Here is a 22,323-nt window from a genome sequence, read left to right on the forward strand (position 1 = left end):
GGGAGGAAGCCATGAACGTGATGCAGCCCATCGACCGCATCCGCGGCGGCGTACACGAAAACGAACGGCACGAGTCCGGCCACAAGCATGTGTCCGGAACGGCCGAATATATCGACGATATTCCTGAGCCCCAGGGCACCCTGCACGGCTATCTCGGCCTCTCGCAGCGGGCGCACGCCGACATCCTGTCAATTGACTTTGAGGCCGTGAACGCCAGCGAAGGCGTGATCGGCGTTCTGACGGCCGCCGACATTCCCGGTGAAAACGACATCAGTCCGGCGCACAAGCACGACGAGCCGATCTTCGTCACTGACAAGGTGGAGTTCCACGGCCAGCCGATCTTCGCAGTCATTGCCACTTCACGCGAGGCCGCCCGTCGTGCCGCAGCCAAGGTCAAGATCGAATATCGCGATCTGCCGCATGTGACCGACGTGCTCGAAGCGGCTGCCGCCAACTATCCGCTGGTCATCGATCCCTTGAAGCTCGAGCGTGGCAACATCGACGCCGGCTTTGCCAAGGCGAAGAACATTCTCGAAGGCGAGATGCGCATCGGCGGCCAGGACCACTTCTATCTGGAAGGCCAGATCTCGTTTGCCATTCCCGGTGAGGACGACGAGGTGCTCGTCTATTCCTCGACCCAGCACCCGGCCGAGACGCAGCACATGGTCGCGACCGTGCTTGGCGTTCCGTCGAACGCGGTCACCGTGAATGTGCGCCGCATGGGCGGCGGTTTCGGCGGCAAGGAAACCCAGGCCAACATTTTCGCCGCCGTTGCGGCCGTCGCGGCCAAGAAATACCGCTGCCCGGTCAAGGTCCGACCGGACCGCGACGACGACATGAGCGCCACCGGCAAGCGTCACGACTTCCACGTGGACTACAAGCTCGGCTTCGACGACGAGGGGCGCATCGAGGCGGTGGACGCTGTCTTTTCGGCACGCTGCGGTTACTCGGCTGATCTCTCGGGTCCGGTCACCGACCGCGCGCTCTTCCATGCCGACAACTGCTATTTCTATCCGAACGTGCGCCTGCGTTCGCGTCCGCTGAAGACCAACACCGTTTCCAACACCGCGTTCCGCGGTTTTGGCGGCCCTCAAGGGATGGTCGGTGGCGAACGAATGATCGAGGACATCGCCTATGCCGTCGGCAAGGATCCGCTGGAAATCCGCAAGCTGAACTTCTACGGCGGCGAGGGACGAAACCTCACGCCCTATCACCAGACCGTGGAAGACAACATCATCGGCCGCATTATCGAGGAACTGGAAACCTCGGCGGATTATGCCAAGCGTCGCGAAGCGGTGATCGCGTTTAACCGCGAGAACAATGTGGTGAAGCGCGGCATCGCGCTGACGCCGGTAAAGTTCGGCATCTCCTTCACCAAGACCGAGTACAACCAGGCCGGCGCGCTCGTGCATGTCTATACGGATGGTTCGATCCATCTGAACCATGGCGGCACCGAGATGGGGCAGGGGCTCTATACCAAGGTCGCCCAAGTGGTGGCCGACGAGTTCCAGGTTGATCTCGACCGGATCAAGGTGACGGCGACGACGACCGGCAAGGTGCCGAACACGTCTGCAACCGCGGCGTCCTCCGGCTCCGATCTCAACGGCATGGCCGCTGCCAATGCCGCCCAACAGATCAAGGAACGGCTGGTCAAGTTTGCTGCCGAGCGCTGGAACGTCGCCGAGGCCGATGTCGCCTTTGAACCGAACGTGGTGCGGATCGGAGCGGAACGCTTGAGCTTCAACGAGTTCATCAAGATCGCCTATGGCGCCCGCATCCAGCTTTCGGCCGCCGGTTTCTACAAGACGCCGAAGATCCACTGGAACCGCGCCGAAGGCCGGGGCCGGCCGTTCTTCTACTACGCCTATGGCGCCTCGTGCTCCGAGGTCAGCGTCGATACGCTGACCGGTGAATATCAGTTCGACCGCACCGACATCCTGCACGATGTCGGCCGCTCGCTGAACCCGGCGCTCGATCTTGGTCAGGTCGAAGGCGCCTTCGTTCAGGGCATGGGCTGGCTGACGACGGAAGAGCTCTGGTGGGATGCCAAGGGCCGGCTGCGCACGCACGCGCCCTCGACCTACAAGATCCCGCTGGCTTCGGATCGGCCACGCGTCTTCAACACCCGGCTTGCCGAGTGGTCGGTCAACCGCGAAGAAACGATTCGCCGCTCGAAGGCTGTCGGCGAACCGCCTTTCATGCTCGGCATCTCCGTGCTGGAAGCCTTGTCGATGGCGGCCGCGAGCGTTGCGGAGTATCGTATAGCACCGCGCCTTGATGCGCCGGCAACGCCGGAAAGGGTGCTGATGGCGATCGAGCGGCTGCGGGCGGCCGCACGGCAGAAAGGGTAACAGGGGCTGATTGTCATGGTGGCGAGCCGCGAGGATATCAGGGACTTTCTCCGACGCGAGCGCGCCTGCGTGCTTGTGGAGGTGACCGCTGCCGCCGGTTCGACGCCACGCGATACCGACGCCTGGATGCTCGTCGCCGCCGATAGCCTGTTCGGCACGATCGGCGGCGGGCAACTCGAATACATGGCGATCGACCATGGCCGGCGGGCGCTGAAGCGCGGCGACGCGCCGGAGGCGATGACGATCCCGCTCGGACCGGAGATCGGCCAGTGTTGCGGCGGGCGCGTGGCGCTTGCCTTCACACGAATCGATCGGGAGAAAGCCGCCATGCTGATTGAACGCAGCGACCTGGAAATCGCCAGCCGGCCGCATGTCTATGTCTTCGGCGCGGGCCATGTCGGCGATGCACTGGCGATGGCGCTCTCCCTGGTGCCGGTGCGCACCGTTCTCGTCGATACCCGCGAGAACGAGCTTTCGGCCGTTGCCGACATTCCCGGCATCGAGACCTGCCTGACGGCGATGCCGGAGGCAGTGGTGCGCGACGCGCCCCCCGGCAGCGCCTTCGTCATCCTCACCCACGACCACGCGCTCGACTTCCTGATCGCGGCAGAAGCGCTTCGCCGCGACGATGCCTCCTATGTCGGTATGATCGGGTCGAAGACGAAGCGCTCCACTTTCAAGAACTGGCTGTCGCGCGAGATCGGTCGACCGGACCTCTTCGACCGACTGGTCTGCCCGATCGGCGGCACGACGGTGAAGGACAAGCGGCCAGCGGTGATCGCTGCGCTTGCCGCCGCCGAAGTCATGGCGGCTGCGCTCAATTTTCGCCAGCCGGTGCAAGCGGACATCTCGCGTCGGCCGGCTGCCGCCAAGCTTGTTCGTTAGCAAATCCGCCCGTCAGCGGAGCGCCGTTTCGCCCCGGTGCGCACCGTTGAGGTGGAGCGCAAAGCCGTTGATGCGCGGGTCACCGACCTCCGGTCGGAGTTCAAGCGTCGGGATCGCATAGTCCCCGCCGTTCTGCCGGCGATAGGGAATGGGCGCAGTTGTCGCGAGCGTGTGCATTCTTTCTTTCAGTTGATCCGCTGTGGCTTGAAAACCAGCGTCGTCAAGGCTGTCGACGCGGTAGGCGACGAACGGCGGGAGCACGTCGTAACCGGGATAGAAGAGGATCCCGTGGTTGATCGGGAAGAGCAGGTCGTCGATCGGCCCGTTCACGCCCCGCGGCGAATAGTGCTCCTCCCAGCCGCCCGTCGTCACGACAAGCATGGCGCGTTTGCCGGCCAGCGTTCCCTCGCCGAAGCGCCTGCCCCAATATTTGTCGCTGTGCTCGCCGACGCCATAGGCAAAACCATAGGCATAGACGCGATCGACCCAGCCTTTCAGGATTGCCGGCATTGAATACCACCACAGCGGAAACTGCAGAATCAGCGCGTCGGCCCAGAGCAGCTTTTCCTGCTCGGTCTTGACGTCGGCGGTCAGCGTATCGGTGGCAAAGGCCTCCTTCGACGCGCGGCTTGGCTTGAACCGGGCATCGGGGGCAAGGGCCGGAAAATCGGAACGACCGATCTCGGACTTCCATCCCTCGGCATAGAGATCGGTGACACGAACCTCGTGGCCTTCGGCTTCAAGCGTCTTGACGGCGATATCGCGCAGCGCGCCGTTCAGTGAACGCGGTTCGGGGTGGGCATAAACAAGCAGAACTTTCATGGTCGATATCCTTGGTGCCATCAACTGAGACTCTAGGTAGACCGCCGCAGCCATATGCGCTAGATATTCGAAATGCATAGGATCATGCCGAAAAATGGATAAGTCTGATGTTACGCTTGAACGCATGCGCACCTTCGTGCGCGTCGCCGAGCGGGGCAGTCTTTCGGCTGTTGCGCGTGAGTTCGGCATCGGCCAGTCGACGGTGACGCGGCAGCTGCGAGAGCTCGAGGAAGCGATCGGCGTGCCGCTGCTTAGCCGCACCACCCGTCGCGTCACGGTGACCGACGAAGGCAGCCGTTACTACGCCGATAGCGTCCAGATCCTGCGACTGGTAGAACAGGCCGGCGACGAAGCGCGCGGTGCGCGTGGGGCTGCTGCCGGTACCATTCGTGTGTCCTGCACGTCCGCATTCGGAGTGCTGCACGTTACCCGGCTGATCTTTGCTTTCCAGGACAGGCATCCCGACATCGGCGTCGATCTGAGCCTGACCGACGAGCGCATCGATCTCGTGCGGGAAGGCATCGACGTCGCGTTGCGGCTCGGGCCGCTTAGCGACAGCTCCATGAAGCTTAGGCCGCTTGGGCAGAGCCGGCGTCTTCTGGTGGCTGCTCCGGCCTACCTGGCCGCGCGCGGATTTCCGCGCGCCCCAAGCGACCTCTCGGCGCATGAGGGGATCCGCATGTCGAACATTGCCGGCAGTGACAGGCTCAACTTCGAAGCCACAGACGGGCGGCATCTGTCCGTGCCCTTCGGTGGACGCCTTCGCATCGATCATGGGCTTGCTGCACGTGAGGCCCTCGTCGCCGGCCGGGGCATCGCGCCTGCCCACCGATGGCTCGTCGACGATCTGATCGAGGCCGGCCTGTTGGTGCCGCTGCTTCCGGACTATTCGTTGCCTGCGGTGCCGCTCAGCCTGCTGATCGTGCCGGAACGCTCTGGCATCGCCCGTGTTCGCCTGTTGGTTGATTTCCTGGTCGAGGCGATCGGCAACCTTCCGGGGATCGAGAGGTCCAGAGCCTAGCGGCCTCGGCCGTCCGCCAGCTGCGACAGCGTGATCCCTAACCCGAATGGATCGGTCGCATGACCCGTGCGCCGTAAGCCATACCACAAATGTGTCGCTTACCCTTTGCTTCCGGATCTGTCTATCATCAGTAGTTTCTAAAATAAGGTTGACGCTGAGGTCGACCTTAGCGGAAGTAACGCGTCCAGGATTTTCTTTAGTGCTTTTCAGACAAATCGCGTTTTACGCAATTGCACAGAGACGGGGACGCATCAGATCGGGAGACGACTATGAAGAAACTGACGCGTGCTCTGCTCTTATCCACGGCATTCGCGGTGCTGACGCACTATAGCGCGCCGTTCATGATCGGCGTTGCCCACGCCGATGGGGGTACTACCAGTGGTGAAGGCAGCACGGGCGGCACCGGTGGCGACGGCGGGACGGGCGGCACCGGAGGAACCGGTGGTGATGGTGGTACGGGCGGTGATGGCGGTACGGGTGGTACCGGCGGTGACGGTGGAACGGGGGGCGATGGCGGCACGGGCGGCACCGGTGGTGATGGCGGCACGGGCGGCGATGGTGGTGGCACCGGCGGCGATGGCGGTGGCACCGGTGGTGACGGTGGTGGCACGGGCGGTGATGGCGGCGGCACCGGTGGCGATGGCGGCGGCACGGGCGGTGACGGTGGTGGCACGGGCGGTGATGGCGGCGGCACTGGTGGCGATGGCGGCGGCACCGGTGGCGACGGTGGTGGTACCGGCGGCGATGGCGGCGGCACGGGTGGTGACGGTGGCGGCACCGGTGGCGATGGCGGCGGCACCGGCGGTGACGGCGGCGGTGGCGGCAAGCCCAAGCACGCCAACAACGGCTTCGGCAACGGCGGCGGTGACGGCGTTCCCGGCAAGTCGAAGCACAGCGACGTGAAACGCTGATCTCTGAAAAATATTGAGGGCGCGCCGCATCGGCGCGCCTTCTTTCTTTTGCAAACCACGTTGAGATCGCCCGGTGCCGGGCGAAAGAATCGGCTCTCCGTCGATAGGAGCCGCCGGCAGCCCCCGGCGATGCCTAGGGCGTGCAGTCTTGCTCCTTGGTCCAGGCCGAAACGGCCGGAAGACGAATGGTCAGGCCAGCATTCCGTTGATCAGGCGCTGACAGCGCTCGGCCATGTAATCGATCATCAGTCGCACCTTCGGGTCCTGGAACCGCTTGTGCGGATAGATCGCCGCAAGTTGCACGCTGAGCGGCGGCGTGTCGACGAGGATCGGCACGAGTGCGCCGGAATTGATGTGTGCCTTCACCTCGAACAGCGGCTTGTTGATAATGCCGCGGCCGTCGAGCGCCCACTGCGTCAGCACGTCGCCGTCGTCGGAATCATAGGGTCCGGTGACTTCGAGCTTGCGCACGCCTTCCATGGTCTGGAGCGTCCAGAAATACTCTTTCGAACCGGGATACCTGAGCAGCAGACAGTCGTGCTTGTCGGCGATCAGTGCGTCGGGCGTCTGAGGGATGCCCCGCTTCTCGAAATAGGCAGGCGCACCGCAGACAACGCGCTCGCAATTCATGATGCCGCGCATGCGCAGGTTCGAATCTTCGAGGATGCCGAGCTTGAAGGCGACGTCGACGCCTTCCGACAGGATATCGACATTGTGGTCCGACAGGCGAAGCCGCACTTCGATGTCGGGATACTTGTCGTGAAACTCCGGAATGCCCGATGCAATCAGCCGCCGACCTATCCCCAAAGGAGCGGTAATCTTCAGCGCGCCCTTCGGATTGCGCGAGAGATCGGCGATCGCATTTTCTGCTTCGTTGACAGCCTCGAGGATCTTCACCGCGCCGTCGTAAAAGACGCGACCGTGCTCCGTCGGGGTCAGCTTGCGCGTCGTCCGATTGAACAGGCGAACGCCCATATGGCGTTCCAACTCTTTGATTCTATTGCTTGCAACCGCCGGCGTCACGCGCTGGTCGCGACCCGCTGCCGACAGGGTTCCAAGCTCTACGACGCGTACGAAGACGCGCACATTGTCCAGATAAGACATGCCTCCGTCCCACTCCTTCAGGCTCTCTCTAGCCTATCCATTCCGTCGCTATTTTATAGATTTTTTTGAAAGTGTTGGTGAAGCAGCGACGTTCCCGCGACCTCCAGCAATGACACATAATGGTCCGAGGAGAAATGGGAGAATTTCATGTACGACTATGCCATCGCCTGGGATTGGCTGACCTTTGCCGTGAGATGGCTGCACGTCATCACCGCCATTGCATGGATCGGTTCGTCCTTTTACTTCGTCGCCCTCGACCTCGGTCTGAAGAAACATCCCGGCCTGCCGGTCGGCGCCTATGGCGAAGAATGGCAGGTGCACGGTGGTGGCTTCTACCACATCCAGAAATACCTGGTTGCCCCGGCCAACATGCCGGAGCACCTGATCTGGTTCAAATGGGAGTCCTACGTCACCTGGCTCTCCGGCTTCGGCATGCTCTGCCTGGTCTACTACGCCGGCGCCGACCTCTACCTGATCGACCCGAACGTGCTCGACGTCTCGAAGCCGGTGGCGATCGCCATCTCGCTCGGCTCGATTGCCTTCGGCTGGCTCGCCTATGATACGATCTGCAAGTCGCCCTTCGGTCGCGACAACACCCGACTGATGGTGCTGCTCTACTTCATTCTGGTCGGCATGGCCTGGGGCTACACGCAGCTCTTCACCGGCCGCGCAGCCTTCCTGCATCTCGGTGCGTTTACCGCAACGATCATGTCGGCCAACGTCTTCTTCATCATCATTCCGAACCAGAAGGTGGTCGTCGGCGACCTGATCGCTGGCCGCACGCCCGACGCCAAGTACGGCGTGATCGCCAAGCAGCGCTCGACCCACAACAACTACCTGACGCTGCCGGTTCTCTTCCTGATGCTGTCGAACCACTATCCGCTGGCGTTCGGTACCCAGTACAACTGGATCATCGCCTCGCTGGTCTTCCTGATGGGCGTGACCATCCGCCACTATTTCAACACCCGTCACGCGAACAAGGGCAACCCGACCTGGACCTGGCTGGTCACTGCGCTGCTCTTCGTCGTCATCATGTGGCTGTCGACCGTGCCGAAGATTCTTGCCGGCGGCGAGGAGGCGAAGATTTCCGCCGCGCAACAGCCGTTCGTCACCGCGGAAGCCTTTCCGAAGGTCCGCGACACGGTGCTTGGCCGCTGTTCCATGTGCCATGCCAAGGAGCCGGGCTGGGAGGGCATCGTCGTCCCGCCGAAGGGCGTGATGCTCGAGACCGACACTGAGATCGCCAATCACGCGCGTGAAATCTACCTGCAGGCCGGCCGCAGCCACGCGATGCCGCCCGCCAATGTCACCGGCGTATCGGACGAGGAGCGGCAGCTGCTCGTCGCCTGGTACGAATCCGTCGTGAATGGAGGAAAGACCCAATGACCGATCTGCTGATCCGCGGCCGTGTGCTGACCTTCGTCGAGGAACCGAAGGGCATCGACGACACCACCTCCTATCGCTACTTCGAAGACGGCGCCGTGCTCGTGCGCGGCGGCAAGGTCGCCGATATCGGTGATCACGCCGATGTCGCCCGTCGTGCTGGTGCCGGCGTCAAGGTCGCCGACCATCGCCCTCATCTGGTGTTGCCAGGCCTGATCGATACGCATCTGCATTTCCCGCAGACGCAGGCGATCGCCTCCTACGGCGCCCAGCTTCTCGAATGGCTGAACACCTACATTTTCGTCGAGGAGCAGAAGTTCCGCAAACCGGAGCACGCCGACTTCATCGCCGGCCGCTTCCTGGACGAACTGCTGGCGAACGGCACGACGACGGCGGCCGCCTATTGCTCGGTGCATCCGGAGAGCGTCGACGCCTATTTCGGGGCCGCCGAAGCGCGCGGCATGCTGATGATTGGCGGCAAGGTGATGATGGACCGCAATGCGCCCGATGCGCTGCGCGACACGGCGCAGCAGGGCTATGACGAGACGAAGGCGCTGATTGCCAAGTGGCACGGCCGTGGCCGCGCGCACTACGCCATCAGTCCGCGCTTTGCCATCACCTCGACGCCGGAGCAGATGGAGGCGAGCCGCACGCTCGTCGCCGAGCATCCGGAGTGCTACGTCCAGACGCATCTCTCTGAAAACAGAGACGAAATCGCCTTCGCCACGTCGCTCTATCCGGAAGCGAAGGACTATACCGACATTTACGCGCGCTACGATCTGCTGACGCGCAAGACCTTGCTCGGCCACTGCATCTATCTGAGCGACCGCGAGATTTCGGTACTCGCCGAAACCGGTGCCGTCGGCAATTTCTGCCCGACCTCGAACCTGTTCCTCGGCTCGGGTCTCTTCGATCGCGATCGCTTCGACAAGCTCGGCGCCCGCTGGTCGGTCGCGACCGATGTCGGCGCCGGCACCAGCTTCTCGATGCTGGAGACGATGGACGAGGCCTACAAGGTTCTGCACCTGCAGGGCCAGCGGCTGACGCCATTCAACTCCTTCTACCGCATGACACTCGGCAACGCCCGGGCGCTCGATCTCGACGACCGTATCGGCTCGCTGCATGTCGGCGCCGATGCCGATATCGTGGTGCTTGATAGCCGCGCCAAGCCCTCGATGGACTTGCGCATGCGGGTTGCCGGTTCGCTTGTCGAAGAACTCTTCATCCTGCAGACGATGGGTGACGACCGATGCGTGGCCGAGACCTATGTCGCCGGCAAGCCGATGAAGGGAGCTGCACGCGCTGCGAAGGACGCAGTCACCTCGGCAGTAAAGAGCCTCGAAACGGCCTAAGGCGCGTCCGCCCCTGCTGGCTCGCCAGCATTGCTTATTATAACGCCGCGTGTCCGGATCGGAAGCGCGGCGTTTCTGTTGGTCGGGGTTTAAAGCTCTTCCGGTCGCTTGCCGCCCATCGCCTTGGTCAGCGCATCCGCGCGTTCGCGCACGATGGGGCCGAAGGTCGAGAGCTTCTGATCGCTGACGCGGACCGACGGGCCTGAGATGGATATGCCGGCGATCGTTTCGCCATATTCGTTGAAGATCGGAGCGGCGACGCAGCGCATGCCGAGCGTGTGCTCCTCGTCGTCGACCGACCAGCCGCGGTGGCGGATCTCCTGGATATCCTTCAGCAGCGCCGGCAGCGTATCGCGCGTCTTGTCGGTGAAATGCGCGAGTTCGCGACCGTGGAGCAGTTGGGCGATCTCCTTGTCGGACCAGGTGGACAGGATGGCCTTGCCGATGCCGGAGGCATGAACCGGACCGCGGCGGCCGGGACGGAAGAAAGCGCGCATCGGCGCGTGGCTTTCGACCTGCGAAATGAAGACGACGTCGCCGCCTTCCTCGATGCCGATATTCGCCGTCTCGCCGCTTTCCTCCATCAGTCCTTTTAGAAACGGCCGACTGATGGTGCCGAGCTTGCGGAAGCGCAGATAGGCGTTGCCGATCTCGAACGCCTTCAAACCGACTGTCCAGGCGCCCGTGTCCGGGTCGTGCATCACCATGCCGTGGCCGGCAAGCGTTGCCAGCAGCCGGTGCACGGTCGACGGCGCCATGCCGGTCTCGTCGGCGAGCTGGGTGAGGGTTGAGCCGTCGCCTTCGGCCACGACCGTCAAAAGGGCGAGACTGCGATCAAGCACCTGGACGGATGAAGGGGCGGCGTTCTCGCCCGCCTTGCGTCCGCGTTTTCCCCTGCCGTTGCCGTCCATAAAAGCCTCTCTGCAAATCACGTGTCTCGCCCATCATCCTCTATCAGGCCATGCCGCGATTTTCTCCGAATTATTGAAAATCTTTATTTCCACATGATGGAAATGAATTCCATTTGCGTGTTGCGTATCGACGATAATGGATTATTGTTTCAGGAAATTGGAGGAGTTCCCATGGCTAAGATGCGTGCCGTTGACGCGGCTGTTATTGTTCTGGAAAAGGAAGGCATCGACTGTGCCTTCGGCGTACCGGGTGCCGCCATTAATCCGTTCTACTCGGCGCTGAAGGCGCGCGGCTCGGTTCGTCATATCCTGGCGCGCCACGTCGAAGGCGCTTCCCACATGGCCGAAGGCTATACGCGCGCCAAGCACGGCAATATCGGAGTCTGCATCGGCACGTCGGGCCCGGCCGGCACCGACATGATCACCGGCCTCTATTCGGCCTCGGCGGATTCGATCCCGATCCTCTGCATCACCGGCCAGGCGCCGCGCGCCCGTCTCGACAAGGAAGATTTCCAGGCTGTCGATATCGCCAAGATCGCAGCACCGGTCACCAAGTGGGCGGTTACCGTCATGGAGCCGGCGCTCGTTCCCTTCGTCTTCCAGAAGGCGTTTCACATCATGCGCTCCGGCCGTCCCGGCCCGGTGCTGATCGACCTGCCGGTCGACGTCCAGCTTGCCGAGATCGAATTCGATCCGGACACCTACCAGCCGCTTGAAGCCTACAAGCCGAAGGCGACGCGGGCCCAGGCCGAGAAGGCGATCGCGATGCTGAACGAAGCGGAACGCCCGCTGATCGTTGCCGGCGGCGGCATCATCAACGCCGATGCATCGGACCTTCTGACAGAATTTGCCGAAATCACCGGAATTCCGGTTATTCCGACGCTGATGGGCTGGGGCACGATCCCGGATGACCATCCGCTGATGGCCGGCATGTGCGGCCTGCAGACCTCGCATCGCTACGGCAATGCCAACATGCTCGCCTCCGACTTCGTGCTCGGCGTCGGCAACCGCTGGGCAAACCGCCACACCGGCAACGTTCCGACCTACACGGAAGGCCGCAAGTTCGTTCACGTCGACATCGAGCCGACGCAGATCGGCCGCGTCTTCGCGCCCGATTTCGGTATCGTCTCGGATGCCGGCGCTGCGCTGAAGCTCTTCCTCGATGTCGCGACGGAATGGAAGACGGCGGGCAAGCTGCGTGACTGGTCCGCCTGGGCGGAAGAGTGCCGCGAGCGCAAGCGCACCATGCTGCGCAAGACCCACTTCGACCAGACGCCGCTGAAACCGCAGCGCGTCTATGAAGAGATGAACAAGGCCTTCGGCCGCGACACCTGTTACGTTTCGACCATCGGCCTCAGCCAGATCGCCGGCGCCCAGTTCCTGCACGTCTACAAGCCGCGCAACTGGATCAATTGCGGCCAGGCCGGACCGCTCGGCTGGACCTTGCCTGCGGCACTCGGTGTTCGCGCTGCCGATCCGGACCGGACGATCGTGGCACTCTCAGGCGACTACGACTTCCAATTCCTGATCGAGGAGCTGGCTGTCGGCGCCCAGCACAAGCTGCCTTACCTGCATGTGGTCGTGAACAATTCCTATCTCGGCCTCATCCGCCAGGCGCAGCGCGGTCTCAACATGGACTTCGAAGTCAGCCTCGCCTTCGACAACATCAACGCGTCGGGCGATGCGGAGAAGGATTACGGCGTCGACCACGTCGCGGTTGCCGAAGGTCTCGGCTGCAAGGCGATCCGGGTGCGCAGTCCGAACGAATTCCAGGAAGCCTTCGACCGGGCGCGCGCGCTGATGGACGAGCACCAGGTTCCCGTCGTCATCGAGTTCATCCTCGAGCGCGTCACCAACATCTCCATGGGCGCCGACATCAATGCAGTCGTCGAGTTCGAGGAACTGGCGCTGCGCGGCGAGGACGTGCCGACCGCGATCACGGCCCTGCTCGACTGAGCCTTGAATGACTGAGGAGATGCGGGCGCTCCGCCGCCCGCATCGCTCACAAGACAAACACACGGAGGAAACATCGCATGGCGAAGTTCGCTGCGAACCTGACAATGCTGTTCAACGAGGTGCCGTTTCTCGATCGTTTCGCCCTTGCTGCCAAGGCCGGCTTCGAGGGCGTGGAATATCTGTTTCCCTACGAATTCGAAAAGGTGAGCCTGCGCGCAGAGCTTCAGCGCCATGGCCTGACCCAAGTTCTGCACAACCTGCCGGCCGGCAACTGGGCGAGCGGCGAACGCGGCATCGCCATCCTGCCTAACCGGGTCGACGAGTTCCGCAAAGGCGTGGCGAGCGCCATCGACTACGCGACGGCGCTCGACTGCAAGCAGGTCAACTGCCTGGTTGGCATCGCGCCTCACGGTGTCTCTGAACAGGTGCTGCGCGACACGCTGGTCGCCAATCTCAAGCTTGCTGCAAGCGAACTCGGCAAGCAGGGCATTCGCCTGCTCATCGAACCGATCAACGACTTCGATATTCCGGGCTTCTATCTCAACACGGTCGAGCAGGCGGCTTCGATCATTGAGGAGGTCGGCAGCGACAACCTGTTCATCCAGTACGACCTCTACCACCAGCAGCGCACGCAGGGCGAGTTGATCGGCACCTACAAACGCTTTGCCGATCGCATCGTTCATGTCCAGCTTGCCGACAATCCGGGCCGCAACGAGCCGGGCACCGGCGAGATCAACTATCCCTTCGTCTTCGACGCGCTGGAAGCGGCCGGCTACGACGGCTGGATCGGTTGCGAATATAAGCCGCGCACCACGACGGCCGAGGGCCTTGGCTGGCTCGGCGCCGAGCGCCAGCGCACCCAATCCGCAGACATCATCAAGATCAGGAGCTAAACACCATGGCAACAATCGGTTTCATTGGACTGGGTATCATGGGCACGCCGATGGCGCGCCACCTGCAGGATGCCGGCCACACCATCGTCACCTCGAAGTTCGTCATCCCGCCGCGCCAGGAGCTGCTCGACAACGGCCTCAAGTTCGTCGACTCGCCGAAGGCGTTGGCCGAAACCGTCGACACCATCATCCTGATGCTGCCGGATACCCCTGAGGTCAAGGATGTTCTCTTCGGCGAAAACGGCGTCGCCTACGGCCTTTCCAAGGGCAAGCTCGTCATCGACATGAGCTCGATCTCGCCGATCGAGACGAAGGAATTCGCCAAGAAAGTTCGCGAGACCGGTGCCGAATACATCGACGCCCCGGTTTCCGGCGGCGAAGTCGGCGCCAAGAATGCTTCGCTCTCGATCATGGCGGGCGGCGCCCAGGAGAGCTTCGACCGCGCCCTGCCGCTCTTGAAGTTGATGGGCAAGAACATCACGCTCGTCGGTGATTGCGGCGACGGCCAGGTCACCAAGGTCGCCAACCAGATCATCGTTGCGCTGACGATCGAAGCGGTCTCGGAAGCGCTTGTCTTCGCCTCCAAGGCGGGTGCTGATCCGGCGCGCGTCCGCGAAGCGCTGATGGGCGGCTTTGCCTCCTCGCGCATTCTCGAAGTTCACGGCGAGCGCATGATCAAGCGCACCTTCGATCCGGGCTTCCGCATCTCGCTGCACCAGAAGGACCTCAACCTGGCTCTCCAGGGTGCCAAGTCGCTCGGCATCTCGCTGCCGAACACGGCGGCAACGCAGGAACTCTTCAACAACTGCGCAGCCAACGGCGACAGCGGCCTAGACCACTCCGGCCTCGTCCGGGCGCTGGAGCGCATGGCGAACCACCAGGTTGCCTAAGCAATTCCAGGGAACGTGCGAAGCGGTTTTCCGTTAGGAATTGCGCCGCTTTGAAAAGATCAGGCGACGACCTTAAATGCGCATGACTCGTCCGGCGTCCCATTGTGCCGGACCGGTCATGCGTCCGGGCGGCGGTTGGAGGAACCGCCGCCCGAGACTTTCATGCAGTTCCAACCGCGATTTGCGCTGGGATGACATATAAGGATGGAGCGACGCGACATCCTCCAGGGGGAGACCAATGCCAACCATCACCGATCCACGCCGTTTCCTTGAAGCGCTGTTCACCTCGGCCGTTGCCGCGGCTGATCCGGAGAAAGTGATCGCGGCCAACCTGCCGGCGCGACCGAAGGGGCGGACGGTGGTGGTTGGGGCCGGCAAGGGTGCGGCCCAGATGGCAGCCGCCTTCGAACGCCATTGGGATGGTCCGCTCTCGGGCGTGATCGTCACCCGCTATGGCTATGCTGCCCCATGCGAGACGATCGAGGTGCTGGAAGCGTCGCACCCCCTGCCTGATGAAAACGGTTTGCTGGCCTCGAAGCGCTTGCTCGCCGAAGTCGGCGGCCTGACGGCGGACGATCTTGTCGTCGCGCTCGTCTGCGGCGGTGGCTCGGCGCTTTTGCCCTCGCCACCACCCGGCTTGACGCTGGAAGACGAGATCGCCGTCAACCGGGCGTTGCTTGCCTCCGGCGCGCCGATCAGCGCCATGAATGCCGTGCGCAAGCACGTCTCGATGATCAAGGGCGGTCGGCTGGCTGCCGCGGCCTATCCGGCCAAGGTCGTTTCGCTGATCGTTTCCGATATTCCGGGCGACGATCCGGCGCTGGTCGCCTCCGGCCCGACACTGGCGGACGCCAGCACGCGCGAGGATGCGCTGACGCTGATCGAGCGCTACTGTCTGAACCTGCCGGCAAAGGTTATGGCGTGGATCAATAGCCCGGAAAGCGCCGCGCCATCTCCTGATGACCCGCGTTTTGCCCGTAACGAAGTCCGGCTGATCGCATCCGCATCCGTCTCGCTCGAGGCCGCGGCTGCAGAGGCGCGTGCCGCCGGCATCGACGCGATCATTCTTTCCGATGCGATCGAGGGCGAGGCGCGCGACGTTGGCGGTGTGCATGCGGCGATCGCCCGGGAAGTCGTCGGCCGCGGTCGACCGTTCACCAAACCGGTCGTCGTTCTCTCGGGCGGCGAGACGACCGTCACCATCCGCGGCAAGGGCAAGGGCGGACGCAACAGCGAATTCCTGCTGGCGCTGGCGCTCGGCATCGACGGTGCCAAAGGGGTCTCGGCGCTGGCCGCAGACACCGACGGCATCGACGGCTCCGAGGACAACGCCGGCGCTTTCGCCGACGATACCACCATCGCCCGTCTCGCGGCGCAACGGCTGGATGCCGCGGCATTCCTGCAGAAGAACGACAGCTGGTCGGCGTTCGATGCGCTCGGCGATCTCTTCAAGCCCGGCCCGACCGGCACCAACGTCAACGATTTCCGCGCCATCCTGGTGCAGTGATATCCGCGCGGCGGGTGTGTAGCTTGCCTGTCGTTATACACTTCACGCGAAGTGGCAACTGACCGAGCCGTAAGCGCCGAAATCGGCGACGATCGTGTCGCCGCTCCTGGCTTCGAGCGTGCGGATGAAAGAGCCTGAGAGAACGATCTGGCCAGGCTCGATCGCGTCGCCGCATTGCGCGAGACGATTGGCGAGCCAGGCGATGCCGCGCGCCGGATGGTTGAGCACGCCGGCCGCAAGCCCCGTTTCCTCGATCACCGCATTGCGCGACACGATCGCCCCCATCCAGCGCATGTCGACCGTATCGGGGCGCACGGCGCGGCCGCCGAGGATGAGGCCGCCATTGGCGGCATTGTCGGCGATCGCATCGACGAGGATGCGCGCCTTCTTTGTTTTCGGATCCGTGCGGACGATCCGGCTGTCGAGAATTTCCAGCGCCGGCATGACATAATCCGTGGCGTTCAGGACCTGGACGATGTTGACCCGCGGGCCTTTGAGCCCGGTTTTCATGATGAACGCGATCTCCGCTTCGACCCGTGGCTGGATGAAGCGATCGGCGGGTATGCTTGCGCCGTCGTCGAACAGCATGTTGTCGAAGAGCACGCCGGAATCGGGCGTGTCGATGCCGAGCGCCTGCTGCATGGCATTGGACGTCAGCCCGATCTTCCAGCCGATGATGCGGTGGCCGTCGTCGCGTTTGCGCCGGACCAGAGCCGCCTGGATCGCATAGGCGTCGTCGACCGTCATTTCGGGATGCTTGAGCGAGAGGAGCCCGATCTGTTTTCGATCGCGTTCGGCCTGATGCAGGCTTTCGGCGGCCTTGGCGATCTCGGTTGCATTCAGCATGGCGCCCCCCGACTTCAGCGTCCTTAAGGATACACCAAGGTCGGACCCGGCGCGCGCACCGTCTTTGGGCGATCAGATCGGCTGACTTGCCAGCATCAGGCCGAGGCCGATGAGGATCGAACCGCAGGCGCGCGGAACAAGATTGCCGGCGCCACCAACCAGCCGACCGAGCGTGAAGGAGGCGAGGAAGACGGCTGCGATATCGGCGACCGACAGGGCAAGGTTCACCAGCAGGCCGAACATCAGGAACTGCAGCGACATCGGCATCGCCGCGGCCGGATCCACGAACTGCGGCAGGAAGGTCACGAAGAACAAGGCGGTCTTGGGATTGAGGACTTCCACCACGATGCTGTCGCGCAGGACGCCGGGTTTCGCAGCCTCGGCGTGGGCGGCATGTTTGCCGACCCCGAGCAGCATGGTCGCGCCGAGCCAGACCAGATAGACGGCGCCGGCAAGCTTGATCGCCCCATAGAGAAGCGGTGCATGGTGAAGCAGGGCGGCAAGCCCGAGCGTCGCGGCGGCGATGTGGACGTAGCAGCCGATATGGATGCCGAGCGCCGCCAGGAGGCCGGCCTTGCGGCCATGCGCCAACGTCTGCGCCGTCATATGGAGAATGGCAGGACCCGGCATGAAGGCGAAAATCGCCGTTGCCAGTGCGAACGAAATCCAATGCTCCAGCGACGGCATGGGGGCTCCTCCCGAAGTAGCCGGAACGCCCCGGGCCGACGTCTTGGCGTCGAACCATCTCGGTGGCGCGATAGAGCGGGAGAACTACGCTTGGTTGTATCCGATTGACATACGGCAGGTGCCGTATTTCGGCGTTGTGGCAGGATCGCCTGTTTTGCCGTGGTTAAGGGAAGGTGATTTCCGGAAAGACCGGCGAGGACTGCGATATCAACCGATCGGCAGGCCGATGCGCAGCGCATAGGCCGCGATCTCTGCCGTGTTGTGCAGACTGAGCTTGCGCATCAGGTTCTCGCGATGCTTGCGGGCCGTGAGCGGGCTGATACCGAGGCGATCGGCGGTCTCGCGCGCGGTCAGCCCCTGGGCGGCGAGAGAGAGGATCTGCATTTCGCGGCGGGTGAGGGGGATGGGGGAGAGCGCCGTATCGGTTGTCGGCGGCGGCTGGTGGCTGCGGGGATCGTCGATGGCGAAACGAACCGATTGGCTGAGATAAATTTCGTTTCGCAGCATTGCGTCGAGTGCTGCATTCAGTTCGGCCGGGTCGCCGGTCTTCGTCAGGTAACCGCTGGCCCCGGCGGCGATCACGGCCCGCACGGTTCGCGGCTCGATGTTTGCGGTCAGCGCCAGGATCTTCATGCGCGGCGCGACCGCCCGGAGTTCGTTGATGAACTGCACGCCGGCAACCCCCGGCATGCCGAGGTCGAAGATCACCAGGTCAGGACTGCTGGCGCGAACGATGGTCGTCAGCGTCTCGCCGTCGGCCGCTTCCGCAACCACCGATACGTGGTCCATGGTGGAGAGCAGCAGCTTCAGGCCCTCGCGAACGATGGCGTGATCGTCTGCCACCACGATCGTCAGCAGTTTGCGCATGTAAGCAATCCTTCATCGAAATCGGCAATTCTCCGCGGACATGGCGTTGCATCGAGACAGGAGCGGCAATGGAGACTCGCGAACACCTGCAACCTCTCCTGATAGGCTTATTATTTCGTCAATCTTACGCGGTGCTTTTTGCCAATTTCGCAATTCCACTGCCGGTTGCTTATGTCCTGCGCGATCTTGTGTCGTGGGACCTGCTGTTTTCATGGGGCGCCGCACTCTATCTGCTGACGTTCGCCCGCATTCTTCTCGACTGGCGATATCGGCGGCAGACGGATGAAGGGCGGACGCGGGACTGGCGGCGATGGGCCTGGCGCTTCACGCTGCTTTCGTGGGTTTCCAGCGGTCTCTGGGGCGCGCTTGGCTGGTTTGCCTTCCATCCGGACGAGCCGCAGACGCTTGCCTTCGTCTGCATCGTGATCACAGGCATTGCCAGCGGTGCGGTGCCGTCGCTGTCTGCCTTTCCGCTCGCCTATGCCGGCTCGCTGGTTGCGATCCTCCTGCCCTTCGCGATCCGCTGCTTCCTTGGCGAAGGGCCGATCTACGACACCTATCTGATTTTCACCATCTGCCTCTTCGGCGTCGACCTCTACTACAGCCGCGTCACCCACAGGACGCTTGCCGAAACGGTGCGGCTGCGTTTCGAGAATCTGTCGCTGATCACCAGCCTTGAGGCAGAGCGCGACAAGGCGCAGAGCGCCGATCGCTCCAAGTCGCGGTTCCTCGCTGCCGCAAGCCACGACCTGCGTCAGCCGATCCACGCCCTCAGCCTTTTCACCTCGACGCTCGCAGCACTCGGTCGCAACGGTGACGTTCCGGCCAAGAACGCCCGCGACCTCGCCGATCGCGCGCGCTCGGTCATCGGTAATCTCGGCGGTCTGCTCGATGCGCTGCTCGACATTTCCAAGCTTGACGCGGGAATCGTGACCGTCGCGCGAGAACCGGTGTCCCTACGGCGACTGTTCCACGACCTCAAGGCGGAGTTCTCCGGCATTGCGAAGGACCAGGGCCTCGGATGGCGCGTGGTGATGACGGATGTCTGGGTCGATACCGACCCGATGATGCTGAAGCGTGTCCTCGACAACCTCATTTCCAATGCGTTCCGTTACACACGGACCGGCAAGGTGCTGATCGGTTGCCGACGCCGCGGTGCGGCGGTGGAGGTGCAGGTCTGGGACACCGGTGTCGGCATCCCCGATTCAGAGCAGGAAGCGATCTTCGAGGAGTTCGTGCAACTGCAAAATCCTGCACGCAACCGGGCGCAGGGGCTCGGGCTCGGCCTTGCCATCGTCCAGCGTACCGCCGCTCTGCTCGGCCACCCGATCAAGGTAGTCTCGACGGAGGGTCGCGGTTCGATGTTTTCCATCACTTTGCCGGTGGTCGCGCCGCCTTCGCTGGCAAAGCCCGGACGCGCCCATCCGACCGCTGCGACGCAGCAAGGGGGTATCGTCGTCATCGACGACGAGCGCGACGCGCTGGATGCAACGGCGCTGTTGCTCCGCACGCTCGGCTATGCGGTCTATGCCGGGCGTTCGGCTGCCACGGCCCGAAAGGAGCTGGCGAAGGCTGCGCGCCTGGGAGAGGCGCCGGTCGATCTTGTCATCACCGATTACCGTCTCGACGCCGGCAAGACCGGGATCGATGCGATCCGGGAGATCAGGGCCCATCTCGGGCGGGAGGTGCCGGCGCTGATCCTTTCCGGCGATACGTCGCCGACACGGCTGAAGGAAGTGACCGCAAGCGGCCACCGTCTTCTCCACAAGCCGCTCGATGCGGTGCGGTTGGAGGAGGAGATCGAAGCGCTCCTCGCCGAGCGGCCTGAAGATGCGGCACGCGAGATCCGCACTGTTACTCGATGAAGACGCGCACGCTGGCGGCGCGGCCGACGGAATCGATCACCGTCAGCGTCGAATAGCCGGCACCATCCGGTTGCCACTGCGTGACCCGCCGGCGGGTGAGCTCCGGCAGAGGCTTGCCATTGGCAAGCCAGCGGAACGGCGCGCGTCCGCCCTGGAGCTTGAGTGTCAGCGGCGAAAGCGCCTGATGGTTCGCACTGAGCTCGACGCGTGCGCCCTCGGGCGGAAACACGATCTGCGGTGCCGGCTCGCGGGCCGAAGCGTTGACGAGGCCGCTTGCCGTCAGCGAGAAGCGGCGCTGGCTGATCGGCAGTTCGGCTTGAGAAATGCGGATCGCGCCGGCCGGCGCATCGGGCAGCGGTGTGATGCCGAAGCCGGATTTGGCGAAGCCTTCGAAGAGAATGGGGGCGGCGCTGCCATAGCCGGTGAGGCCGGGAACCGCCCCATTGTCGGGCCGTCCGACCCAGACCCCGAGCACATGGCGGCCGTCATAGCCGACCGACCAGGCATCACGGTAGCCATAGCTGGTGCCGGTCTTATAGGCGATGCCGCGCTGGCGACTGCCAGCGGGCGGCAACACGCCGGAGAGCGCGTCGGAGACATTCCAGACGGCGACCGGCGAAAGCACCGGTTCCGCTTCGATCAGGCCCGCCTTGCCCTCAACGCCGTCGCCGAGCCGGAGCGGGAAGCCGCGGTTGGCAAGCGCCGCATAGAGCTGCACGAGATCGCGCAGGGAAAGTCCGACGCCGCCAAGACCGATCGCAAGGCCGGGTGCTTCGCCGGCAGGAAGTGCCGGCTTCACCTCGCCGCGGCGAAAGCGCATCATCAGCTCGGCCGGGCCGACCGCGTCGAGCAGGCGGATCGCCGGAACGTTCAGAGACAACTGCAGCGCCTCGCGCACGCTGACATCGCCCTGGTAGCTCATGTCGAAGTTGCGTGGGCGGTAGCCGAAGAAGTCCGCCGGCCGGTCCTCGATGATCGTTTCCTGGCTGACGAGTCCTTCTTCGAAGGCAAGGCCATAGATGAAGGGCTTGAGGGTGGAGCCCGGCGAACGCGTGATGCGCGTCATGTCGATCCAGCCGGAGCGGCTCGCATCGAAATAGTCGGCCGATCCGACCGAAGCGACGATCTCTCCGGTCTTCGCATCGGCCATCACCATGGCGACCGAAACCTTCGGTCCGAGCTTGGTTGCCCCTTCCCTTGCCACGGCTTCGAGGCTGCGCTGGACGGCAAGGCGCAAGCTCGTCTCATGCCGAACCGCCCGCGGGTCCTTGCGCAACGCCCGTTCGGCGAGGTGCGCGGCATAGGCCGGGAGTTGCAGCCTGCGCGACGGAACGGACGTGGCGATCGCGCGTTCCGCTTCGCCGTCGCCAATCACGTCAGCAACGGCGAGACGCGTCAGCACCCGTTCGCGGGCGGCGACAGCGGCGGCATGGTTGCGGTCCGGGCGGCGCTTCTCCGGCAATTGCGGTAGTGCCACGAGCAGGGCCGCTTCGCCGGCCGTCAGCCGTTTCGGCTCCTTGCCGAGCCAGGAGAGGCTCGCGGCGCGCACACCCTCGATATTGCCGCCATAAGGCGCATGGGTGAGATAGAGATTGAGGATCTGGTCCTTCGATAGCCGTCGCTCGATCTGGATCGCGCGTGCGATTTGCAACAGCTTGGCGGTTATCGAGCGCTGCTGCCGCGGCTCGATCAGCCGGGCGACCTGCATGGAAAGCGTCGAGGCGCCCGAGACGATGCGGCCATTGCTGACGAATTGAAGCGCGGCGCGGCCAAGCGCCAGGATATCGACGCCGGAATGCTCCTCAAAACGCTGGTCTTCGTAGGCGATCAGCATCTTCAGGAACTGCGGATCGACATCGTCGACCGTGGTCTTCAGTCGCCAGAGGCCATCCGGCGTTGCGAAGGCGCGCAAGAGCTGTCCGTTGGCGTCGTCCACCTCGCGCGAGACGACGTCCGCCTCCGCAAGCGGCGGCGGGAAGGCCTCGTCAGCCTTTTCGATCGCAAAGCCCGTCAGCCCCGTCACCAGCAGGCAGACGGGCAAGGCGATCAGCAGTTTGCGCCCAATCGACATG

The 22,323-nt window shown here is 63.6% G+C and carries 18 protein-coding genes; 11 read left to right on the forward strand and 7 right to left on the reverse strand.

Annotated elements, in window-relative coordinates; translation table 11 throughout:
• Nucleotides 1-11: 11 nt before the first annotated feature.
• A complete protein-coding gene (gene xdhB, locus ASD01_RS20145) occupies nt 12-2,351 on the forward strand; it encodes a xanthine dehydrogenase molybdopterin binding subunit (RefSeq protein WP_060644325.1) in 2,340 nt (779 codons plus the stop codon).
• A gap of 18 nt (nt 2,352-2,369) precedes the next feature.
• Nucleotides 2,370-3,236 carry a xanthine dehydrogenase accessory protein XdhC gene (xdhC, locus tag ASD01_RS20150; RefSeq protein WP_082584672.1) on the forward strand — a complete coding sequence of 289 codons (867 nt, stop codon included), beginning with the start codon at nt 2,370-2,372 and terminating at the stop codon, nt 3,234-3,236.
• 12 nt (nt 3,237-3,248) lie between these two features.
• On the opposite strand, the gene ASD01_RS20155 is transcribed toward xdhC, so the two are convergent.
• Complete coding sequence (locus tag ASD01_RS20155; RefSeq protein ID WP_060644327.1) at nt 3,249-4,058, reverse strand: NAD(P)H-dependent oxidoreductase; 810 nt, start codon at nt 4,056-4,058, stop codon at nt 3,249-3,251.
• Between the two features lie 94 nt (nt 4,059-4,152).
• Here ASD01_RS20155 and ASD01_RS20160 point away from each other — a divergent pair, with 94 nt between their 5' ends.
• Both ASD01_RS20160 and ASD01_RS34865 read left to right on the forward strand, forming a co-directional pair.
• Entirely contained in the window at nt 4,153-5,079 is a 927-nt protein-coding gene (locus ASD01_RS20160; protein WP_060644328.1) for a LysR family transcriptional regulator, read from the forward strand.
• A 269-nt stretch (nt 5,080-5,348) separates the two neighbouring features.
• On the forward strand, nt 5,349-5,990 hold the full coding sequence (locus ASD01_RS34865; protein WP_200954160.1) for a hypothetical protein: 642 nt from the start codon (nt 5,349-5,351) through the stop codon (nt 5,988-5,990).
• A gap of 189 nt (nt 5,991-6,179) precedes the next feature.
• Here ASD01_RS34865 and ASD01_RS20170 read toward each other — a convergent pair whose 3' ends face one another.
• Entirely contained in the window at nt 6,180-7,094 is a 915-nt protein-coding gene (locus ASD01_RS20170; protein WP_034799367.1) for a LysR family transcriptional regulator, read from the reverse strand.
• A 147-nt stretch (nt 7,095-7,241) separates the two neighbouring features.
• On the opposite strand from ASD01_RS20170, the gene ASD01_RS20175 reads away from it, so the two are divergent.
• Nucleotides 7,242-8,480, forward strand: coding sequence for a urate hydroxylase PuuD (locus ASD01_RS20175; protein WP_034799370.1), 1,239 nt, complete (start codon nt 7,242-7,244; stop codon nt 8,478-8,480).
• Nucleotides 8,477-9,829 (forward strand): guanine deaminase, encoded by a 1,353-nt coding sequence (gene guaD / locus ASD01_RS20180; protein WP_060644330.1) that lies wholly within the window; start codon nt 8,477-8,479, stop codon nt 9,827-9,829. Before ASD01_RS20175 ends, guaD begins: the two co-directional genes overlap by 4 nt.
• A gap of 89 nt (nt 9,830-9,918) precedes the next feature.
• Here guaD and ASD01_RS20185 read toward each other — a convergent pair whose 3' ends face one another.
• The gene (locus ASD01_RS20185) at nt 9,919-10,740 is read right to left on the reverse strand and encodes an IclR family transcriptional regulator (protein WP_034799375.1); all 822 of its coding nucleotides are present in this window, start codon (nt 10,738-10,740) and stop codon (nt 9,919-9,921) included.
• Between the two features lie 171 nt (nt 10,741-10,911).
• On the opposite strand from ASD01_RS20185, the gene gcl reads away from it, so the two are divergent.
• From gcl to ASD01_RS20205, 4 genes are all read left to right on the forward strand, one after another.
• The gene (gene gcl / locus ASD01_RS20190) at nt 10,912-12,696 is read left to right on the forward strand and encodes a glyoxylate carboligase (RefSeq protein ID WP_060644331.1); all 1,785 of its coding nucleotides are present in this window, start codon (nt 10,912-10,914) and stop codon (nt 12,694-12,696) included.
• A 77-nt stretch (nt 12,697-12,773) separates the two neighbouring features.
• On the forward strand, nt 12,774-13,589 hold the full coding sequence (hyi, locus tag ASD01_RS20195; protein WP_060530281.1) for a hydroxypyruvate isomerase: 816 nt from the start codon (nt 12,774-12,776) through the stop codon (nt 13,587-13,589).
• A gap of 5 nt (nt 13,590-13,594) precedes the next feature.
• Nucleotides 13,595-14,479, forward strand: a complete 885-nt coding sequence (locus tag ASD01_RS20200; RefSeq protein ID WP_034799385.1) for a 2-hydroxy-3-oxopropionate reductase — start codon at nt 13,595-13,597, stop codon at nt 14,477-14,479.
• A gap of 238 nt (nt 14,480-14,717) precedes the next feature.
• The gene (locus ASD01_RS20205) at nt 14,718-15,986 is read left to right on the forward strand and encodes a glycerate kinase type-2 family protein (RefSeq protein WP_060644332.1); all 1,269 of its coding nucleotides are present in this window, start codon (nt 14,718-14,720) and stop codon (nt 15,984-15,986) included.
• A gap of 42 nt (nt 15,987-16,028) precedes the next feature.
• Here the strand turns inward: ASD01_RS20205 and hpaH are convergent, their stop codons facing one another.
• The 3 genes from hpaH to ASD01_RS20220 form a co-directional block, all read right to left on the reverse strand.
• Nucleotides 16,029-16,832 (reverse strand): 2-oxo-hept-4-ene-1,7-dioate hydratase, encoded by an 804-nt coding sequence (gene hpaH, locus ASD01_RS20210; RefSeq protein WP_060644333.1) that lies wholly within the window; start codon nt 16,830-16,832, stop codon nt 16,029-16,031.
• 72 nt (nt 16,833-16,904) lie between these two features.
• Nucleotides 16,905-17,519 (reverse strand): LysE family translocator, encoded by a 615-nt coding sequence (locus ASD01_RS20215; protein WP_060644334.1) that lies wholly within the window; start codon nt 17,517-17,519, stop codon nt 16,905-16,907.
• Nucleotides 17,520-17,726: 207 nt separating this feature from the next.
• A complete protein-coding gene (locus tag ASD01_RS20220) occupies nt 17,727-18,386 on the reverse strand; it encodes a response regulator (protein ID WP_060644335.1) in 660 nt (219 codons plus the stop codon).
• A gap of 188 nt (nt 18,387-18,574) precedes the next feature.
• Between ASD01_RS20220 and ASD01_RS20225 the strand changes: the two genes are divergently transcribed.
• Nucleotides 18,575-20,251, forward strand: a complete 1,677-nt coding sequence (locus ASD01_RS20225) for an ATP-binding protein (RefSeq protein ID WP_244495273.1) — start codon at nt 18,575-18,577, stop codon at nt 20,249-20,251.
• On the opposite strand, the gene pbpC is transcribed toward ASD01_RS20225, so the two are convergent.
• On the reverse strand, nt 20,241-22,322 hold the full coding sequence (pbpC, locus tag ASD01_RS20230; protein ID WP_060530286.1) for a penicillin-binding protein 1C: 2,082 nt from the start codon (nt 22,320-22,322) through the stop codon (nt 20,241-20,243). The genes ASD01_RS20225 and pbpC overlap by 11 nt on opposite strands.
• Nucleotide 22,323 lies beyond the last annotated feature (1 nt).

It is taken from the genome of Ensifer sp. Root423 (genome assembly GCF_001426275.1).
In the GTDB taxonomy this organism is placed as follows: domain Bacteria; phylum Pseudomonadota; class Alphaproteobacteria; order Rhizobiales; family Rhizobiaceae; genus Ensifer; species Ensifer adhaerens.

What these genes read in the sequence shown, in the direction of transcription:
- ASD01_RS20175 (WP_034799370.1), top strand. Translation starts at nt 7,242, where the DNA reads ATGTACGACTATGCCATCGCCTGGGATTGGCTGACCTTTGCCGTGAGA.
- hpaH (WP_060644333.1), bottom strand. Translation starts at nt 16,832, where the DNA reads ATGCTGAATGCAACCGAGATCGCCAAGGCCGCCGAAAGCCTGCATCAG.
- ASD01_RS34865 (WP_200954160.1), top strand. Translation starts at nt 5,349, where the DNA reads ATGAAGAAACTGACGCGTGCTCTGCTCTTATCCACGGCATTCGCGGTG.
- ASD01_RS20170 (WP_034799367.1), bottom strand. Translation starts at nt 7,094, where the DNA reads ATGTCTTATCTGGACAATGTGCGCGTCTTCGTACGCGTCGTAGAGCTT.
- ASD01_RS20205 (WP_060644332.1), top strand. Translation starts at nt 14,718, where the DNA reads ATGCCAACCATCACCGATCCACGCCGTTTCCTTGAAGCGCTGTTCACC.
- ASD01_RS20155 (WP_060644327.1), bottom strand. Translation starts at nt 4,058, where the DNA reads ATGAAAGTTCTGCTTGTTTATGCCCACCCCGAACCGCGTTCACTGAAC.
- xdhB (WP_060644325.1), top strand. Translation starts at nt 12, where the DNA reads ATGAACGTGATGCAGCCCATCGACCGCATCCGCGGCGGCGTACACGAA.
- hyi (WP_060530281.1), top strand. Translation starts at nt 12,774, where the DNA reads ATGGCGAAGTTCGCTGCGAACCTGACAATGCTGTTCAACGAGGTGCCG.
- pbpC (WP_060530286.1), bottom strand. Translation starts at nt 22,322, where the DNA reads ATGTCGATTGGGCGCAAACTGCTGATCGCCTTGCCCGTCTGCCTGCTG.
- gcl (WP_060644331.1), top strand. Translation starts at nt 10,912, where the DNA reads ATGGCTAAGATGCGTGCCGTTGACGCGGCTGTTATTGTTCTGGAAAAG.
- ASD01_RS20220 (WP_060644335.1), bottom strand. Translation starts at nt 18,386, where the DNA reads ATGCGCAAACTGCTGACGATCGTGGTGGCAGACGATCACGCCATCGTT.
- ASD01_RS20160 (WP_060644328.1), top strand. Translation starts at nt 4,153, where the DNA reads ATGGATAAGTCTGATGTTACGCTTGAACGCATGCGCACCTTCGTGCGC.
- ASD01_RS20215 (WP_060644334.1), bottom strand. Translation starts at nt 17,519, where the DNA reads ATGCCGTCGCTGGAGCATTGGATTTCGTTCGCACTGGCAACGGCGATT.
- ASD01_RS20185 (WP_034799375.1), bottom strand. Translation starts at nt 10,740, where the DNA reads ATGGACGGCAACGGCAGGGGAAAACGCGGACGCAAGGCGGGCGAGAAC.
- guaD (WP_060644330.1), top strand. Translation starts at nt 8,477, where the DNA reads ATGACCGATCTGCTGATCCGCGGCCGTGTGCTGACCTTCGTCGAGGAA.
- ASD01_RS20200 (WP_034799385.1), top strand. Translation starts at nt 13,595, where the DNA reads ATGGCAACAATCGGTTTCATTGGACTGGGTATCATGGGCACGCCGATG.